This window comes from Pseudomonas sp. S2_E01, assembly GCF_054668365.1.
The window spans coordinates 5,120,950-5,139,005 of sequence record NZ_CP162762.1; the positions used below are offsets into that span (position 1 = coordinate 5,120,950).

Annotated in this window: 13 protein-coding genes; 6 read left to right on the forward strand and 7 right to left on the reverse strand. The window is 60.7% G+C overall.

The window, feature by feature from the left end:
• The first annotated feature begins 15 nt into the window (after nt 1-15).
• On the forward strand, nt 16-1,086 hold the full coding sequence (gene queG, locus AB4O36_RS23665; protein ID WP_460140396.1) for a tRNA epoxyqueuosine(34) reductase QueG: 1,071 nt from the start codon (nt 16-18) through the stop codon (nt 1,084-1,086).
• Nucleotides 1,087-1,091: 5 nt separating this feature from the next.
• Here queG and AB4O36_RS23670 read toward each other — a convergent pair whose 3' ends face one another.
• From AB4O36_RS23670 to orn, 3 genes are all read right to left on the reverse strand, one after another.
• Nucleotides 1,092-5,831: an RHS repeat-associated core domain-containing protein gene (locus tag AB4O36_RS23670; protein WP_460140397.1), complete on the reverse strand. Its 4,740-nt coding sequence runs from the start codon at nt 5,829-5,831 to the stop codon at nt 1,092-1,094.
• Between the two features lie 104 nt (nt 5,832-5,935).
• Nucleotides 5,936-6,547, reverse strand: coding sequence for a trimeric intracellular cation channel family protein (locus tag AB4O36_RS23675; RefSeq protein WP_368556745.1), 612 nt, complete (start codon nt 6,545-6,547; stop codon nt 5,936-5,938).
• A 200-nt stretch (nt 6,548-6,747) separates the two neighbouring features.
• The gene (gene orn / locus AB4O36_RS23680; protein WP_460118610.1) at nt 6,748-7,290 is read right to left on the reverse strand and encodes an oligoribonuclease; all 543 of its coding nucleotides are present in this window, start codon (nt 7,288-7,290) and stop codon (nt 6,748-6,750) included.
• Nucleotides 7,291-7,397: 107 nt separating this feature from the next.
• On the opposite strand from orn, the gene rsgA reads away from it, so the two are divergent.
• Nucleotides 7,398-8,429 carry a small ribosomal subunit biogenesis GTPase RsgA gene (gene rsgA, locus AB4O36_RS23685; protein WP_460118612.1) on the forward strand — a complete coding sequence of 344 codons (1,032 nt, stop codon included), beginning with the start codon at nt 7,398-7,400 and terminating at the stop codon, nt 8,427-8,429.
• A gap of 190 nt (nt 8,430-8,619) precedes the next feature.
• Here the strand turns inward: rsgA and AB4O36_RS23690 are convergent, their stop codons facing one another.
• From AB4O36_RS23690 to motA, 3 genes are all read right to left on the reverse strand, one after another.
• Nucleotides 8,620-8,889, reverse strand: coding sequence for a hypothetical protein (locus AB4O36_RS23690; RefSeq protein ID WP_460118614.1), 270 nt, complete (start codon nt 8,887-8,889; stop codon nt 8,620-8,622).
• 556 nt (nt 8,890-9,445) lie between these two features.
• Nucleotides 9,446-10,474, reverse strand: coding sequence for a flagellar motor protein MotB (gene motB, locus AB4O36_RS23695; protein ID WP_460118616.1), 1,029 nt, complete (start codon nt 10,472-10,474; stop codon nt 9,446-9,448).
• A gap of 3 nt (nt 10,475-10,477) precedes the next feature.
• The gene (gene motA / locus AB4O36_RS23700; RefSeq protein WP_371050223.1) at nt 10,478-11,329 is read right to left on the reverse strand and encodes a flagellar motor stator protein MotA; all 852 of its coding nucleotides are present in this window, start codon (nt 11,327-11,329) and stop codon (nt 10,478-10,480) included.
• A gap of 166 nt (nt 11,330-11,495) precedes the next feature.
• On the opposite strand from motA, the gene AB4O36_RS23705 reads away from it, so the two are divergent.
• The 4 genes from AB4O36_RS23705 (at nt 11,496) to AB4O36_RS23720 (ending at nt 16,688) form a co-directional block, all read left to right on the forward strand.
• Nucleotides 11,496-13,034, forward strand: a complete 1,539-nt coding sequence (locus tag AB4O36_RS23705) for an HDOD domain-containing protein (protein WP_460140398.1) — start codon at nt 11,496-11,498, stop codon at nt 13,032-13,034.
• Nucleotides 13,035-13,073: 39 nt separating this feature from the next.
• The gene (gene rhdA, locus AB4O36_RS23710; RefSeq protein ID WP_460118620.1) at nt 13,074-13,889 is read left to right on the forward strand and encodes a thiosulfate sulfurtransferase; all 816 of its coding nucleotides are present in this window, start codon (nt 13,074-13,076) and stop codon (nt 13,887-13,889) included.
• A gap of 18 nt (nt 13,890-13,907) precedes the next feature.
• Complete coding sequence (gene asd / locus AB4O36_RS23715; protein ID WP_460118622.1) at nt 13,908-14,768, forward strand: archaetidylserine decarboxylase; 861 nt, start codon at nt 13,908-13,910, stop codon at nt 14,766-14,768.
• A 135-nt stretch (nt 14,769-14,903) separates the two neighbouring features.
• Entirely contained in the window at nt 14,904-16,688 is a 1,785-nt protein-coding gene (locus AB4O36_RS23720; protein ID WP_460118624.1) for a molecular chaperone, read from the forward strand.
• Between the two features lie 99 nt (nt 16,689-16,787).
• Here the strand turns inward: AB4O36_RS23720 and serB are convergent, their stop codons facing one another.
• On the reverse strand, nt 16,788-18,002 hold the full coding sequence (gene serB, locus AB4O36_RS23725) for a phosphoserine phosphatase SerB (protein ID WP_460118626.1): 1,215 nt from the start codon (nt 18,000-18,002) through the stop codon (nt 16,788-16,790).
• Nucleotides 18,003-18,056 lie beyond the last annotated feature (54 nt).

Sequence of the window (18,056 nt, forward strand, 5' to 3'; positions counted from 1 at the left end):
GGTTTCTCTCGCCTCATGTCCGCCATTACTACAGACCTGTCCGCCCTCGCCCAATCCATCAAGGACTGGGGCCGCGAGCTGGGCTTCCAGCAAGTCGGCATCAGCGGCCTGGACCTCGCCGAGCATGAGCAGCACCTGGAGCGCTGGCTCGAAGCCGGCTATCACGGCGAAATGGACTACATGGGCGCCCACGGCAGCAAACGTTCGCATCCGGAGGAACTGGTGCCCGGCACACTTCGGGTGGTGTCCCTGCGCATGGACTACCTGCCAGGCGACACCGAAATGGCCAAACGCCTGGCCCAACCGGAAAAAGCCTACGTATCGCGTTATGCCTTGGGCCGCGATTACCACAAATTGATCCGTAAACGTGTGCAACAACTGGCAGAAAAAATTCAAGGAGTGATCGGCCCGTTCGGCTACCGGGCATTCGTCGACAGCGCTCCAGTGCTGGAAAAAGCCATTGCACAGCAGGCCGGTCTAGGCTGGATCGGCAAGAACACCCTGGTCTTGAATCGCAAGGCCGGCAGTTATTTCTTTCTGAGCGAATTGTTCGTCGACCTGCCGTTGCCGGTCGATCCGCCGCACGCCAGCGATCATTGCGGAAAATGCACGGCATGCCTCGACATCTGCCCGACCAACGCCTTTGTCGGCCCCTATGTGCTGGATGCGCGGCGCTGTATTTCCTACCTGACCATCGAGCTGAAAAACGCCATCCCTGAAGAGTTGCGCCCCCTGATCGGCAATCGGGTGTTCGGCTGTGATGACTGTCAGATCGTCTGCCCGTGGAACCGCTTTGCCAAACCATCCGGTGAAGGCGACTTCAAGCCACGGCATAACCTGGACAACGCCGAACTGGCGGAGCTGTTCCTGTGGGACGAGGATAAATTCCTCAGCAGTACCGAAGGCTCGCCACTGCGCCGGGCGGGGTACGAGCGCTGGTTGCGGAATCTGGCCGTGGGCCTGGGCAATGCGCCTTCGACGATCCAGGTGCTGGAAGCGCTGAAGGCACGGCGGGATTATCCCTCGGAGATGGTCAGGGAACACGTGGAATGGGCGTTGCGCCAGCATTCTGCTCGCGCCTCCTGAGTGGCTCAGGTGTGGCCACCTACCTGTAGAACAGTGACCAACTTGTCGGTGTCATCGACCAGGTACGTCACGCGGTCCTTGCCGCCGAGCCGGGCCTCCCACATATCGACCCGGTTGACCCTGTTACCCTGAAGGTCCTTCCAGGCCTTCGAATGATGCTGCAGGAATTTGGGGTTGGGGTCGCCCATGTGCCGAACCGCTTCGGCCGGGTCCACCCCTTTGTGGTAGATCACGTTCTTGAATTGGTCGTACTCGTGTTGCTGCGCGCGCCTCAGTTGTTTCGAGATGCTTTTCGGCTCGGCCAGCTTGATTTTCCACGGCCCATTGCCCCTGAAGCCTTCGCCGACCGAACTGCCGGCATTCCCGGTTTTTGTACCGATTCCCGATGCCGAGGGTGGGCGCTTGGGGCTCAAACCCTTCGAAAAGGCTTTGCCAAGCCGATTGCCCCAATGCACGGTGGCCTTACCGATGGCGCCAACCCCTGCCACCACCGAACCCCCGCCTGCCCCGATACTGACCCAGTCGAGGATATCCGCCGCTTCCGACTCCGCGTCAAAGGTCCGCAACACAGCGGCAGTCGCTCCGGTAACGCCGGAAACGACCCCCATGGCCAATCCCACCATTGCCAGTGGCGTCGCGACGCCTAATGTCAAAACACTGGCTGCAATGCCGATGAACGAGACCACGCCACTCAGGATCGCCCCCCAGAAATGCCCGGTGGGATCGACTCGATTGATCGGATCGCCTGCGCAGTAAGCGTAGGGATTCAAACCACCCGCACCGAACGGGCTCAGGTTGTCGGGGCTGAGGAAGCGCCTCAGGGTCGGGCTGTAAACACGATAACCGTTTCCGGGCAGGTACAAACCGCTCTGCGGATCGAGTAGCTCGCCACTGAATCCCGGCACGCTGAACGAACCGGCCTGCACCCGTCGATGACCAAAAGGGCTGTAGGCAAACGGCGAACATTGCGTGCCCGACGTCTCGCTGAGCACGCTACGCTGCTGATCGACAGCCAGCAGCCCGATCCCGGCATCGGTACCTCGGCGCTCCAGCCCCAGCAGAAGGCCGTTCGACGCCAACGACGTGCGGCTGCTGGCACCCTCGAGATCATTGCTGCTCCGATCGTTTCGATAATAACGCCGGGTGGTCGCCCCTGACGGCTGGGCCAGCTCGACCAGCCGATCCCGGGCGTCGTAATGAAAGTCGCGTATGACCTGCTGGTCCGTGCCGGCGACCCGGACCAGGCGCCCCAGAGCATCGTAGGAAATACGCCTCCCCTGTTCATCCAGGACCAGATGACCATTGTCGTCGTATTGCAGCGTCACTGGCGCCGGGTAGTCCTTGTGGCTGTTACGGATCACAGTCAATCGGGTCGGGTCAGTAGCGCTGTATTCGAAAGTCGTGAGGTTGCTGCCACCGGGGAATCGGGTTTCCAGGGTGAGGATGTTATCGAGCGCATCGAACACATAGGCTTGCCGGATGATCTCCTTGCCCTGGGCATCACACGGCCGTTGAGTGCCCGTGCATTGATACAGGCAGAGACGACCGCGCGAGTCGTAGGCGAACTGCTCGTCGCGCAACACCGCCTGCTCGTGCCGCAACGTCTTTCGCGTCAGTTTGTCCGCCTGGGTGTAGGCCGACGACAAGACCTGAGTCGCACCATCGCCGAACTGGAAGGTTCGCGACACCTCACGCCCGAAATCATCGTAGGCCATACGCGTGGTCATGGAGCCTTGTCCCTGCGTGGCGCGGGCCTCGATCGCCACCAGTTGACTGAGTGTATTGTAGGAAAAAGTGGCGTTCAGCGCCCGATGTTCAAATGACTGCGCACGACCTGCATCGTCATACCCGGTCGTGTGCGGCTCACCCAGAACGTCGACGAAACGAAGCAATCGACCACCCAGGGAATAGCTGTAGAAGACACTTTTACCGTCGTCGCCGACCAGGGAAGTCTCACTTTTGAGGCGCCCGGCCCGGTCGTACGTCAGTCGGGTTTCGCGGCCCTGCTCGACACACCGGGTCAACTCGCCCAGCTGAGGATGATATTCGTAGCTGGCGAGTAATCCGGTGGCCTGGCGTTGCGTGACAACACCACCCAATTGGGCTTCGTAGCGGTATTCGATGCGCTCGCCAGCGGGCGTTTGCTTCCAGGCAGGTTGGCTGCAACCGGCTTCATATCCCACCCGACTGGTCCGGCCACCTACGACGCTCAGGGTCAAGCGCCCCAGCCCATCGAATACCTGTCGCCCCAGCGTATGGCCGGCCACCGTGATGCCGACCGGCAAGGACTGCCGGGAGTGCCCGGCGTAGGTGGTCTGCACCGCACTGCCGTCGGGTAACGTGCTGAGGGTCAGGCGATCGAACACGTCATAGGCATGGGTGGTGCGATTCCCCACGGGGTCGGTCTGCTCGACGCAACGGCCCAGACCGTCATACGCATAAAGCTGTGCGCCATGGCTGTTGTTCGAGGTATCGAAGCGCTCGATGCTGTCGGGTTTACCGAATGTGTTGTACACCGTGACGGTTTTGCCCATGCCCTCCAGCCAGGTCGTCTCCTTGCGCAGGATCGGGTCAAAGTCGCGACGCTCCCGACGACCATCGGGGTGCACCGTACTGCTGACCTGCCCCCAATCATCATAGGTGAAGACCGTATTGAACACCTGGCGCTGCCCGAGCCACCAGTCGATCTTTTTTTCACCAGTCATTTGCCCGAGCACGTCGTACTTCGCGGCATAGACCTCGCGAAACACCACGTCCCCGTCCTGCTCCGGGTCCTGCTCTTCGACCTCAATGACCCGCCCAAGCCCGTCATAGCGGGTTTTGCTGTGTTGACCCATGGCATCGGTGTCCAGTTTCGTCACCAGGATCCGGGCCCCCTTCTTCTCCTGTTTAAAACGCGAGCTGTTGCGGCTTTCGAATTCACTGCCGGCTGCAACGGTTCGGCTCGTTTCTCGACCCAGGCCATCGTAAGTGAAGTCGACGCGCCCCTGATCCTCGTTCTGCTCCGAGCGCTTCAAGCCATTGATGACAGACGCGCTCACGCTCGATTCCTGGCGGGTTTCATCGAACCCCAACTGGATGGTTTGCATCTGCAACGCGGTGTCATCAAGCAGGTACTCGAAATGCGTCGCGCACGACTCCCCGCCCTGGCGCACTGTGTATTTGTGCAGCACGGTGTAAGCCTGCGGGTCTGTGACCATCTCGGTGTATTCGAGATCGGTCTGCAATCGCAAGACCGCTCCCGCCTGCGTGTGCTCGTAAAAGCTCTGTTGCGACAGTACGACATCGCAGCCAGGCTTACCGGGCTCGCCGATTTGCCGGTAGCGAAATTGCAGCTGCGTCGTCGCAGCCTGGGCAAGATCCGCTGCCGCCCGTACGGTTCGGCTTTTCTCGAAGCGCGCGAACCCCAGCGGGTCGGCCGGACAACCTTCGGCACCGCTGGCCGGGTAAAACGTCGAGACGGTCACCACCCCGTTCGGCGCGACATGCTTGAGAAGGTTGCCCCAGGCATCGAACAGGGTCGTGGTCACCTCCTCGCGGAAAGCCTGGGTCTGGCGGTTTTCATAGCGCAGCGTCTGGACCTTGGGCAGTCGGAATTGCGCGGGCTGCCCGGTGAACGGTTTGCCCGGCTCAAGGTGATAATCGACCGTTCTCGACACCACGCTTTGATTGCAGCGGGTCACTTGGGAGATCAGCAAATGGTATTTGTTGTAGGTACGCTTGATGGAGCGATGCACGTTGGCACCCTCCATCAGCATTTCCACCGAAGAATACAGGTAGTCCGAGCTCCTCTGGTACAAGGTGTCGCCGTCCCGCCTCCAGTGCACATCACTGTCGTCGTACCCCAGGAAATTGGTCGGCGAGAATCGGTAGTGGGTAGTGATGGCCGGTTGCAGGCCCGGGAAAACCGTATGGGTGCAGACATGCGGGATCGTCGTCTGTGGCGCGCCACAGGGAAGCCGATGGCCCGCCGCTTCGTAGCGGATCTGTTCGCGCGCCCCCAGGGGTGAGATGACCTCTGTCAGGCATTCGGCCCCGCCGATGGCCTGACTGCTCAGTATCCAGGCACTGCCGTCGGGTAACTGCACGGCACTCACCCGATCACCGGCCTGTTTCAGCGTGAAGGACGCGGCGCACTCGCTGCCTGGGTACAACGTCAAGACCACCTGGCCAGGCGTTCGCTCGATGCTCAACAAGGCTCGAGTGGCGTCGCGCACGGCGGACAGCGCCGGCACATCACCCATCGACTGGTAATCGAACAGGATCGCCCCGCCGTTGGCCGAAACGATTCTTTTGGGCACCGCCAGCTCACTACCGACGTAGACCTCCAGTTCTTCGATCAAGCCGCTTTTATGCACGACATCAAAGCGTCCGGATTCCCGACAAAGCACCTTGAAAGTCTTCAGCTTGAGTTCGTCAAGGACGAGCCCCGAAGACGTCTTCTTCGCCTGGTAACGTTCGCCCCCCGCCAGCGTCAGGAGGCCATGGGGTACGTCGTAGCGGGTCAGTGCCAGTGACCAGCCTTTCCCGAATCCGCCGTCATGGGTCTGGAGTGGATTGAAGAAAAGCCTGATTGGCAGGCTTGGCCCCTGCAAAAAGTTGGACCTGAGCTCGCCCAGTGTCAGCGAGCAGGTATACGTGCCGGTGCGAGGATCGACCCCTCCGGTGAGAAACCCGCTGAAATTGAAAGCATTGGAATGTAGAGGTGGGCCCCCAGCATCGCTGGCAGTCGATGAATCAGGCATGGAAGGATCCTTTAAACAGTGGTAGCCCACAGCTTATTGAGTCACTTGAACGCCTTGTCTTTATCTATGTACCGCAACGCAAAGGGTCTGTGAGTGCATGTGTCTCACTGTTCGTCGTTATAGACGAACTTGGGCATTTCCCAATGGAAACGAATGGCCAGCAAGCGAAGGAGAAATCCACCAAACAGGGTGATCAGGATCGCCTGTTCGCCGGGCAGTTGCAGGTAGATGCACAGCATGTAGCACCAGGCGGCCGCGAAGGAAACGCTGGCGTACAACTCGCGGCGGAAGATCAGCGGGATGTCGTTACAGAAGATGTCACGAAGGATGCCGCCAAACACCCCGGTAATCACACCGCTGACCGAGGCCACCAGCATGCCGTGGCCCATTTCCAGGGCGGTCATACAGCCGATCAAAGTGAAGGCCACCAGCCCCACGGCATCGAGCACCAGAAACAGCGAACGCAGGTGGCGCATCCAGCGCGCGGTGAACACGGTGACCATGGCCGCAATCGACGTCAGCACCAGGTACTCCGGGTGTTTGACCCACGTCAGCGGATAATGGCCGAGCAAAACATCGCGCACCGAACCACCGCCCAGCGCCGTGATGCAGGCAATCAGCACCACGCCAAACCAGTCCATGCCCCGCCGCCCCGCGGACAGCGCCCCGGTCATGGCTTCGGCGGTAATGGCGATCAGGTAAAGCATCAGCAACATGGCGGCAGTCCTTGCGAGAAGGCGCGCAGTCTAGCCATTAAGGGGCGGCACCAAAAGGGGGCGTGCCTTGTAGATTGTGCTGGCCCCATCGCGAGCAAGTCGAATCGTCGCACCGCCGCTCCCACAGAAGCCCAATTGTGAACGCGATCAATTGTGGGAGCGGGCTTGCTCGCGAAGAGGCCCGCCCAGACACCGGCAAATCAAACCTTGATGAAATGCTTGCGGTAATGCTGCAACTCCGCGATCGATTCGCGAATGTCGTCCAGTGCCAGGTGGGTACTGCCCTTTTTGAAGCTGTCACGCACATCCGGCGCCCAGCGTGCCGCCAGCTCCTTGAGAGTCGACACGTCGAGGTTGCGGTAGTGGAAGTAACTTTCGAGGCCTTTCATGTGGGTATAAAGGAAGCGACGGTCCTGGCAGATGCTGTTGCCGCAGATCGGCGATTTGCCCTTCGGCACCCACTGTTCCAGGAACGCGATGGTTTGCGCTTCGGCTTCGGCCATGCTGATGCGGCTCTCACGCACACGCTGGGTCAGGCCCGAGTTGCCGTGGGTGCGGGTGTTCCACTCGTCCATGGTGGCGAGCACTTCGTCACTGTGGTGAATGGCGATCACCGGGCCTTCGGCCAGGGTGTTGAGCTCACTGTCGGTGACGATGGTGGCCATTTCGATAATGACGTCGGTGTCAGGGTTCAGACCGGTCATTTCCAGATCGATCCAGATCAGGTTTTGCGCGTTTAGCATGTGTCGACTCCTAGGCAATGCTGCGCAGTTTAGCTTAGGGAGGCCTCGGGGCGTGCTAAACTCGCGGCCGTTTTACCTAATCGCTGCATTCTTCTTGTGGAACACCCATGGCCAAACGCCAACTCAATCGTCGTCAAAACTGGCGCATCGAAAAAATTCAGGGCGAGCGCGCTGCCCGCGCCGCCAAACGCGAGTCCTCGGCGGTCGAGGCACTCGAGGGTGGCGACCTGGGCCCGGAACAGACAGGCCTTGTGATTGCGCATTTTGGTGTGCAGGTCGAAGTCGAAGCGCTGGCTGGCGAACTGGCTGGCCAGGTGTTTCGCTGCCATTTGCGCGCCAACCTGCCAGCGCTGGTGACCGGCGATCAGGTGGTGTGGCGCGCCGGCAATCAGGGCATCGGGGTGATCGTCGCGCAATTGCCGCGCAACACCGAACTGTGCCGCCCGGACAGCCGCGGCCAGCTCAAGCCCGTGGCGGCCAACGTCGACATGATCGTGATCGTCTTCGCTCCGCTGCCCGAGCCTCACGCCAACCTGATTGACCGTTATCTGGTGGCCGCCGAACATGCCGGCATTCGCCCGCTGTTGCTGCTCAACAAGTTCGACCTGATCGACGAGCAGAACGCCCCGGCACTCAACGCCCTGCTCGCGGTGTACCGCACGCTGGGTTACCCGGTGCTGGAAGTGTCGGCGCACCACGGCAACGGCATGGAGCAACTGCAACAGCAACTGGACGGGCACATCAGTGTGTTCGTAGGCCAGTCCGGCGTCGGCAAGTCGTCGCTGGTCAACAGTCTGCTGCCGGACGTCGACACCCGCGTCGGTCCTTTGTCCGAGCTGTCCGGCCAAGGCACCCACACCACCACCACCGCGCGCCTGTTCCACTTCCCCGGTGGTGGCGAATTGATCGACTCCCCGGGCATCCGCGAATTCGGCCTCGGCCACGTCAGCCGCGCCGACGTCGAAGCCGGCTTCATCGAATTCAACGACCTGATCGGCACCTGCCGCTTCCGCGATTGCAAACACGACCGCGAACCCGGCTGTGCGCTGCTCAAGGCCCTGGAAGACGGCCGCGTGCAACAGCAGCGGATGAACAGCTATCGCTCGATCATCGCGAGCTTGCCGCAGGGTGGTTATTAAGCGGCGTTGTTCCGGTGGGAGCGCGTCGAACCGCCGCGATGGGCGTCAACGATGACGCTGGTCGCCTGACACCCAGCGGTGTCTGAACATCCATCGCGAGCAAGCTCGCTCCTACAGGGGTCGGTGATTAGCTTTGAAATTGGCCATTCAGGCATAAAAAAGCCGCGAGCATTTCGCGGCTTTTTTGCATTTAGCGGGCGGCTTTTTCCAGCGACCAACCCAGCACATCCAGCGCATCGCAACCGTCCTGCAACAGCAGGTGGGCGGCACTGGCGAAGTGTTCCAGGTCATGACCTTCAGCATTCCTGACGCTCAGGCAGGTGACGCTATTCAGCAGGTTACGGGCAATTTTGAGGCGGTGGACAGCGTTTTCGAGCAGGTCGACAGCTCGGGCCTCGGTATCGATGTACAGGATCGGGCCGGCGCTGAAATTGCTTTGGAGGGGGTGGTATTTAGGCATGGCTGAATCTCATCTGATAAATGAAGCTCCACCTTTCGCGGCTAAACGAATTAGGTGGTAGCTATGCGCGGGTTAGCCGACCGGCAGATGACTCCGGCACACCCGAAGGTGTCCCACGCACAGCCACCATAGACATGCAGACCCAAGGCAGCAAAAAGCGCCGCGATTATACGGGCGCTTGTGCATCATCTGATACGACCGGCTAAAGTCGATCACCGTTTTCGTCGGTGACGGGGAAACTATAGGCGCGCCCCAGATGAAGAAAACCCCGGTTTATGCAACTAAGAGATTTCCCACATCAATCTCGGACATGGATGGTTTTTCGGTTTTTTCCCGGGCGACCTCACCCACCGGCATAACACCGAACCTGTAGCAGCGAGCTTGTCGAAGCGTCGAACCGTCGCGATGGTCGTCAACGATGACGCTGGCGGCCTGACATCCAGCGGTGTCTGGACATCCATCGCGAGCAAGCTCGCTCCTACAGGGGTCGGTGATCAGCTTTGAAATTAGCCATTCAGGCACAAAAAAGCCGCGATCATATCGCGGCTTTTTCGTATCACTGTTTCGGCGCTTCCGGCGGTTTGGGGGCCGGGTTGTCGAACAGGTTCAGGCGTTCGCGCAGCTCGTGGGCCGGTAGCGGTTCCTTTTCAGGCGGCAAGGCGTTTGGATCGGCCGGTTTGGCCGGCACTTCACCTGGGCCACCCTGGCCTTGTGTCGGTTCCGGAGCCGGTTCCGCACCTTGCGAGCCTTCGATGGCACGCTGGGCTTTCTTGGTCAGCACGATGATGTCGATACGGCGGTTGACCGGGTTGAGCGGATTCTCGCGATCGAACAGTGCCGACGAGGCATAACCCACCACCCGCGCCACCTGATCTTCCGGATAACTGCCCGCCACCAGCGCACGGCGTGCGGCGTTGGCGCGGTTGGCCGACAGCTCCCAGTTGCCGAAGTCGCCGGTACCGGCGAACGGCTTGGCATCGGTGTGGCCACTGACGCTGATCTTGTTCGGCACCGCCTTGATGGTGTCGGCCATGGCCAGCAGGATGTCTTCGAAATACGGCTTCAGGCGCGCACTGCCGGAATCGAACATCGGCCGGTTCTCGGCGTCCACGATCTGGATACGCAAGCCGTCGGTGGTGATCTCGAACAGGATCTGGTCCTTGAACTTCTGCAGTTGCGGATTTTCTTCCACCTTGTTCTGCAGTTCCTGCAGCAACAGCTCCAGGCGTTCCTTCTCGACCATCTCGGCCATGCCTTCGACCTGTTCGGCGTCGACCGTCACCTTGTCCGGCTGAGGTTGGGACTTCACCTCAGGGTTGAGGGTGTTTTCCGGCGCCAGGGTCGGCGAGCCGCCCAGGTCAATGATGTAGGGCGTGCCACTTTCGGAAAACCCGACCGGGTCCTTGAAGTAACCGGCGATGGCTATCTTCTGTTCCGGTGTCGCGGTGGACAGCAGCCACAGCACCAGGAAGAACGCCATCATCGCCGTCGCGAAGTCAGCGAAGGCGATTTTCCAGGCGCCCCCGTGATGTCCGCCGGCTATGCGCTTGACGCGCTTGACGATTATCGGCTGATTATTTTCCATGGTTTAGCGACCGCGAACCGCTTGTTCCAGCTCAGCGAAGCTAGGACGGTGCGCCGGGTACAGAACCTTGCGCCCGAACTCCACGGCCAGCGATGGCGGCATGCCAGAAGCCGAGGCCACCAGCGAGGCTTTGATCGCTTCGTATACGTTCAGCTCTTCCTTGGCATCGTGGGCCAGGGAATGGGCCAGGGGGCCGAAAAAACCGTAAGCGGCAAGAATACCGAAGAAGGTACCCACCAGTGCCGCACCTACGTGCAAGCCGATGGAAGCCTGGTCGCCCTCACCGAGCGAGGCCATGGTGACCACGATACCCAGTACCGCGGCGACAATACCGAAACCGGGCATGCCGTCGGCAATGCCGTTGACCGCATGGGAAGGATGCTCCAGGTCTTCCTTGAGGCTGTAAAGCTCCATGTCGAACAGACCTTCCAGCTCATGGGGAGCCATGTTGCCGGACGACATGATGCGCAGGTAATCACAGATAAACGCGGTCATGCGTTCATCTTTCAACACTGCGGGATACTTGGCGAAAATCGGGCTCGCCGCCGCATCTTCGATGTCGCCTTCGATGGCCATCATGCCTTCACGGCGACTTTTATTGAGGATTTCGTAAACCAGCCCCAACACTTCCAGGTAGAAGGTGTGGCTGAAGCGCGAGCCGAACATGCTCAGGGATTTCTTGAGCACGTGCATGGTCATATAGCCGGGGTTGGCCTGCAGGAACGCACCCAAGGCTGCGCCGCCAATGATCATGACTTCGAAGGGTTGGATCAGGGCGGCAATTTTGCCGTGGGAGAGCACGTATCCGCCGAGCACGCTAGCGAATACGACGATGATGCCGATTATTTTAGCCATAGGTAGGAGAGCACTTACTGAGTCGGGTTCAAGGTCATATTCGGAAGTTAAAAAATCTCTTCTTCTACTTATCGGCAAAACTGCGCCAGACTATAGCCAGTTCAGGCGAAAAGCCAATTTGGCCCATTCTGGGCGTAGGTAATGCAGACGATGATCACGTCCAACCATGGCTAATGAAACGAACGTTCCACCGCAAAAACCGACCACGCTCGAAGGCTGGGTAAAGCTTCTCGATGGCGTGCGCCTGCCTGTCCCACAGGCCAGCCACGACCGGGTTTGCAAGGCAATCACCGACAATCGCAGCTCATTGCGCGATATCGCCGACCTGATGCAGGACAGCCCTGCACTGGCATTGAGCGTGATTCGCGAAGCCAATCGGCAGACTCACGGCAGCATGGCCGAGCCGGCGGAAAACCTTGAGGTGGCGATCACGCGCCTGGGTTTGAAGCGCACCAAAGAGTTGCTCGCTCGGCTGCCTGCCATGCCTGAATCGCAAATTCCAGCGACCCTGCGACAGTTGCAGTTGATCAGCCAGCACGCTACGCAACAGGCCAATGGTTTTTTCGCCGCACGCCTGGCCAGGCTGTGGCAGGACATCCACTGGGGCAGCCTGTTATTCCTGTCGCCGTTATGGCCGCTGGCACTGACCCACCCGCAATTGCTCGAAGAGTGGGAACTGCGGGTTATCCACAAGGGCGAGTCGGCACGCAAAGTCGAGAAACAATTGTTCGGCGTTCGCTTGTTGCGAATCGCCCGCACGCTGGTGGAAACCTGGCACCTGCCGAACTGGGTCCAACAAGGTTACAGGCTGCTGCTCATGGAGCAACGTGAGCTGGTGCAAGTTCTGCGCATCGCCCGTGACATCGATCATCCGCTGCGCCAGCAAAACCGTCTCGATGACGACCCGACACTGCGGCGCTGGCTCAACCAGCCGGCCAACACCGTGTTGCTGGCCAACGGCTTGGCACTGTCGGCGCAACAATCCTGGGACTGCCCGCACAGTCAGCGCTGGCAATACTTGACCAGCCTCTACCTGCAAATGCCAATGGACGAGTTGCAGCAGCAACTGCACCAGCAGGCTGTCAACAGCGCCCGCCACCACGCCGCGCCTGGCCTCTTCCATCCCGCCGTTGCGCTGCTCTGGCCGTGGGGCACCCATCGTATCCACGCGGGCCTGCTGCCTGCCCCGGGACCGTCTGCCGAAGACTTGACGAAGTGGCGCGGGCAATGCGCCGAATTACTGGCAGAGCCGAGTCGGTTCACCAATGCCATGCACCTGACCAACTCGGCACGGGACGCCCTGGTGGCGTGTGGCATGCGCCGGGTGATGATCCTGATGGCCGACCGCACCCACGCCAATCTGCGCGTACACCAGACCGCCGGGCTGCCCAAGGAAGCAGCCGGATTGAATTTCGTGGTCAGTCAAAGCACCGTGTTGCAACGTTTGCTGGCGCAACAGGCGCAGGTGCGCCTGAACCCGGCCAACAATGCGCAATTCTCGGCGCTGCTGCCCCCCGGCCTGCGCGCACAATTTCGCGGTGAACACTTGATGCTGCGTTCGCTGGTCAACAACGGCCGCGTCATCATGATCGTGGCCGCAGACCAGGGTGGTGGGCCGTTTTCGGATATCACCGTGCAGGCCTTTGGGAAAACCGCGCAGTGCATCGAGAAAGCCCTGCACAGCTTTAGCCATCGCGGCCAATGACCCGCTACAATCCTCCCCTTTGTGCCCTGGAGACCTCACATGTCTGACTTCTCTGGCTTGCCGCTGGTCATTGAGCCGAGCGACTTGCTTCCTCGCCTCGACGCCCGCGATCTTATCCTGGTGGACCTGACCAGCAGCGCCCGCTATGCCGAAGGCCATATTCCCGGCGCGCGCTTCGTCGATCCGAAACGCACGCAACTCGGCCAGCCGCCGGCGCCGGGCCTGATGCCACCGCAAGCGGCACTCGAGGCGCTGTTCGGTGAACTGGGCCACAATCCCGACGCCGTGTACGTGGTCTACGACGACGAAGGCGGCGGTTGGGCCGGGCGCTTCATCTGGTTGCTCGATGTCATCGGCCACCAGAAGTACCACTACCTCGACGGTGGCCTGACGGCCTGGCTGGCGGAAGGCTCGCCGATGTCGATCCAAATCCCGCCAGCGGTGGGCGGTCCGGTGACCTTGACCCTGCACGAGGAACCCACCGCGACACGCGAGTACCTGCAAAGCCGCCTTGGCGCCGCCGACCTGGCTATCTGGGACGCACGCGGGCCACTGGAGTATTCCGGCGAGAAGGTCCTGGCGGCCAAGGCTGGGCACATTCCCGGCGCAGTCAACTTCGAGTGGACCGAGGGCATGGACCCGGCGCGCAACCTGCGCATCCGCACCGACATGCCGCGAATCCTCGAACACCTGGGGATCACCAAGGACAAAGAAGTCATTACCCACTGCCAGACTCATCACCGTTCTGGCTTCACTTATCTGGTGGCCAAATCCCTCGGTTATCCGCGGGTCAAAGGCTATGCCGGTTCCTGGGGCGAATGGGGCAACCATCCCGACACGCCCGTAGAGATTTAAGGTTTTAAAGGACAGTTAATGAACAAGCGTCTGTTTATCCTCAGCCAGTACCTGCTGCCCCACCACCTGCTTTCGCGATTGGCCGGATGCGTCGCCGAATGCCGTGTGCGCTGGTTCAAGAATGCGTTCACCGCCTGGTTCGCCAAGCGCTATCAGGTGGACATGTCCCAGGCCCTGGTTGAAGACATCACCGCGTACGAGCACTTCAATGCATTCTTCACCCGTGCCTTGAAGGATGGCGCCCGTCCGCTGGACGAGACACCAGGCGCAATCCTGAGCCCGGCCGATGGCGCGGTCAGCCAGTTGGGCCCGATCGAACACGGACGTGTGTTCCAGGCCAAGGGCCACAGTTTCAGCGTGCTGGAACTGCTGGGCGGCGACCCGGCCAATGCCGCACCGTTCATGGGCGGCGATTTCGCCACCATTTACTTGTCGCCCAAGGACTACCACCGCGTGCACATGCCGCTGGCCGGCACCCTGCGCGAGATGGTCTACATTCCGGGCCGTATCTTCTCGGTCAACCAGACCACCGCTGAAAACGTCCCGGAACTGTTCGCGCGCAACGAACGTGTGGCGTGCATTTTCGACACCGAGCGCGGGCCGATGGCCGTGGTGCTGGTGGGCGCGATGATCGTGGCGTCGATTGAAACCGTTTGGGCCGGGTTGGTGACGCCGCCCAAGCGCGAGCTGAAAACCTTCCGCTACGACGAAGCGGCCCGTGCGCCGATCCACCTGGAAAAAGGTGCGGAACTGGGTCGATTCAAGCTGGGTTCGACCGCCGTCGTGCTGTTCGGGCCGGATCAGGTCAAGTGGGCCGAAGAATTGGCCGCTGGTTCGCCCGTGCAGATGGGCCAGGGTTTGGGCCTGCCAAAGGCCTGATACCAACCCTGTACCTGTAGGAGCGAGCTTGCTCGCTCCTACAGGGGGTGTGGAATTTGTGTACCCTTTCGCTTGTCCATAGCTGCTAGAGTCAAACCTTCACTGCCCACTTCCCGGCTGGAGTTTGTTTACGGCATGGATGAGACCAGTCCCCACTTGTTGCTACGGGCACCCACGCCCACTCAACCACGTTTGTCTTTCTGCGAGGCCACTCCGCGCGATCTCAAGCGCTGGATCGCAGACTTGCCCAAGGCCAACATCGGCGAAACCGCACGTCGGCTTTATCAGGGCCTGAGCGAACTCAACCAACTGCTCACCCCCAGCGACAATCGCCTGCAACTCCTCGAATTGCTGCGGCCCGAGGTGTATTACGTTTGCAAGCACCTGGAGCGGCACTTCCTGCACCAGTCGATTGTGCTCGATGAGCGCTCGCGCAAGGTCGTCAACCTCTGCCAGGCGCTGCAAGGTCATTTGGCGATCGGGTACAAGCAGATCGTCGTACGCATCGCCCCGCGTTTTAGCAAAGACCGCGCACCGCTGTTGACCCACGCATTGCAACGGGCCATGCATTGCCTCAACGGTACCCTGATTCGCGCCACCGAACTGTACGCCCCCGTGCCGGAAGGTTTGTGGCTGGAACTGCACCAACTGTATCGGATTGCCTGCACCCATCGCCTTCAGGACCAGAGTCTGCGCGACCCGTTGGCCAGTCAGACGCAAACGATCAGTATCGAACAAACCTATACGGTCGCCCTGCTGCTCGGCGCCGCCCGCTGCAATCAGCTGCGCCAGAACCAGATCGCACGGCTTGTCGAAGTCCTTGAGCCCTGGAGCAAATGGCTCAAGCTGCAAACGCAAGCCTCTGGCTTGTTTGCCGTCGCACCGGAACTCGATATCGGCCCGCGCTACCGAGCGAAATTCCGCCCTGAACAGTTGGAAAGCTTGCTCACTTTCGATCCGCAGCCACTCGTAGCCGCCATTGACGCGCACCTGCGAGACATCGAAAGCGCCAATCCCCTACCCGTGCCCGCAGGCCTGAGCGTGGACACCCTGCAACACCTGAGTGCCGCCTGGGGCCAGGCCGTAGAGCGCAGCTTCCAGCGCACCGCCAGCCAAGGCACCCTGACGCTGTGCGTTGGCATGAGCGCGCTGCACTTTTACCTGGGCGGCCAACGTCCGTTTAGCGAAATCCTGAAAACCCCCGGAAGCGGCCGCGCCAAATTCACAGCCATGGAACCTGCCGGTCCACAAAATGACCATTGGCGACAGGCATTCGACGCCGCGCCTCAAGGCACCGCCGATGCGATGCTTCCCTATGAGGAAATCGAATACCCACAACTGCAGATCGACGACAGTCACGAGACCTCTGACCAGAACCGTCACTTCCCGACCTACGTCCTGCCCGTGATCAATCACAGCCCGGGAGGCTATTGCCTGGCGTGGCCCGACGCTGTGCCAGAGGAATTGCAGGCGGGCGAAATGGTCGGCATCGAAGATGCAGCGGGGGGCGGTTGGAGCATTGCGGTGGTGCGCTGGATCCGCCAGGTTCGTGGCGGCGGCACGCAAATGGGCATTGAGCAAGTTGCCCCGTATGCCGAACCTTGCGGCCTGCAACTGGTGCGCGCTCGCGACGACCACAGCCATTATCTGCGTGGCCTGTTGTTGCCGGCCATCAGTGCTGTCGATTTGCCGGCAACCCTGCTCGCCCCGCGCCTGCCCTTCCAGGAAGGCAACAAGGTGCTGATCAATACCAACGGCGAAGAACGCCGCGCCGGTCTGGATCGGCGGCTGGCCAGCACCAACAGCTTCAATCAGTTCGCGTATCGCTCGCTGGAAGCGGCCAGGAACGAGAACGTCACGGGCAGCGACGGTGGGGTCGGCTCGGAAGAAGATTTTGATTCGTTGTGGAAGACACTCTGATAGACCGCAGCGCGGCCATCGCGGGCAAGCCCGCTCCTACAGCAGACCACCTGTAGGAGCGGGCTTGCCCGCGATAAGGTTTGTCAGCCGCCGCTGAACTCAGAGCTGCCCGTCACGATCCCTGAAGCCCAGCAGATACAAAACACCATCGAGCCCCAGCGTGGAAATCGCCTGTTTCGCCGACTGCTTGACCAGCGGCTTGGCGCGAAACGCAACGCCCAGGCCGGCGATCGCCAGCATCGGCAGGTCGTTGGCGCCGTCGCCCACGGCGATGGTCTGCTCAAGGCGCAAGCCTTCTCTGGCCGCCAGTTCCTTGAGCAGATCGGCCTTGCGTTGCGCATCGACAATCGGCTCGACCGCAACGCCGGTTACCTTGCCATCCACCACTTCCAACTCGTTGGCGAACACATAGTCGATGCCCAGCTTGGCCTGCAACTGCTTGGCGAAGTAGGTGAAGCCGCCCGACAGGATCGCCGTCTTGTAGCCCAGGCGCTTGAGTTCCGCGAAGAGCGTCTCGGCGCCTTCGGTCAGGCGCAATGAGGCGCCGATGGAGTCCAGCACGCCGACATCCAGGCCCTTGAGCAGCGCCAGGCGTTCCTTGAAGCTGGCGCGAAAATCCAGCTCACCGGCCATGGCGCGCTCGGTGATTTCCGAGACTTTGTCGCCTACACCAGCGGCCTTGGCCAGTTCGTCGATCACTTCGGCCTCGATCAGGGTCGAGTCCATGTCGAACACCGCCAGGCGACGGTTGCGACGGAACAGCGAATCTTCCTGGAAGGCGATGTCGACGTTCAGTTCCTGGGCGACGTTGAGGAATTCAGCGCGCAATGCCTGTGGGTCAGCGGCTTCACCACGTACCGAAAACTCGATGCAACCCTTGCCCTTGTCGGCCGGGGTGTCGAGGGGCATGCGTCCGGACAGACGATCGATGTGATCGATGTTCAGCCCGTACCTGGCGGTAATTTCGCTCACCGCCTGCAATTGCCCGGCGGTCACTTTGCGGGTCAGTAGCGTCACGATATGGCGTTTTTTGCCCTGGTTGCCCACCCACTGTTGGTAATCCTCTTCGGACACCGGCGTGAATCGCACCTGTTGTTCGAGCTCGTAGCCTTTGAAGAGGATGTCCTTGAGCACCGACTGACCTTGCTCGGTGTCGGGAATTTCGACCAGGATGCCGAACGACAGCGTGTCGTGGATCACCGCCTGGCCGATGTCGAGAATGCTCACACCACCCTGTGCCAGAACGCCGGTAATGGCCGCAGTCAGACCCGGACGATCGGATCCGGTGATGTTTATCAGGACGATTTCGCGCAAGGCGCACCCCCGCAAGTGGAAAAAAACCGCATTCTACCCACATTCAGTGACCAT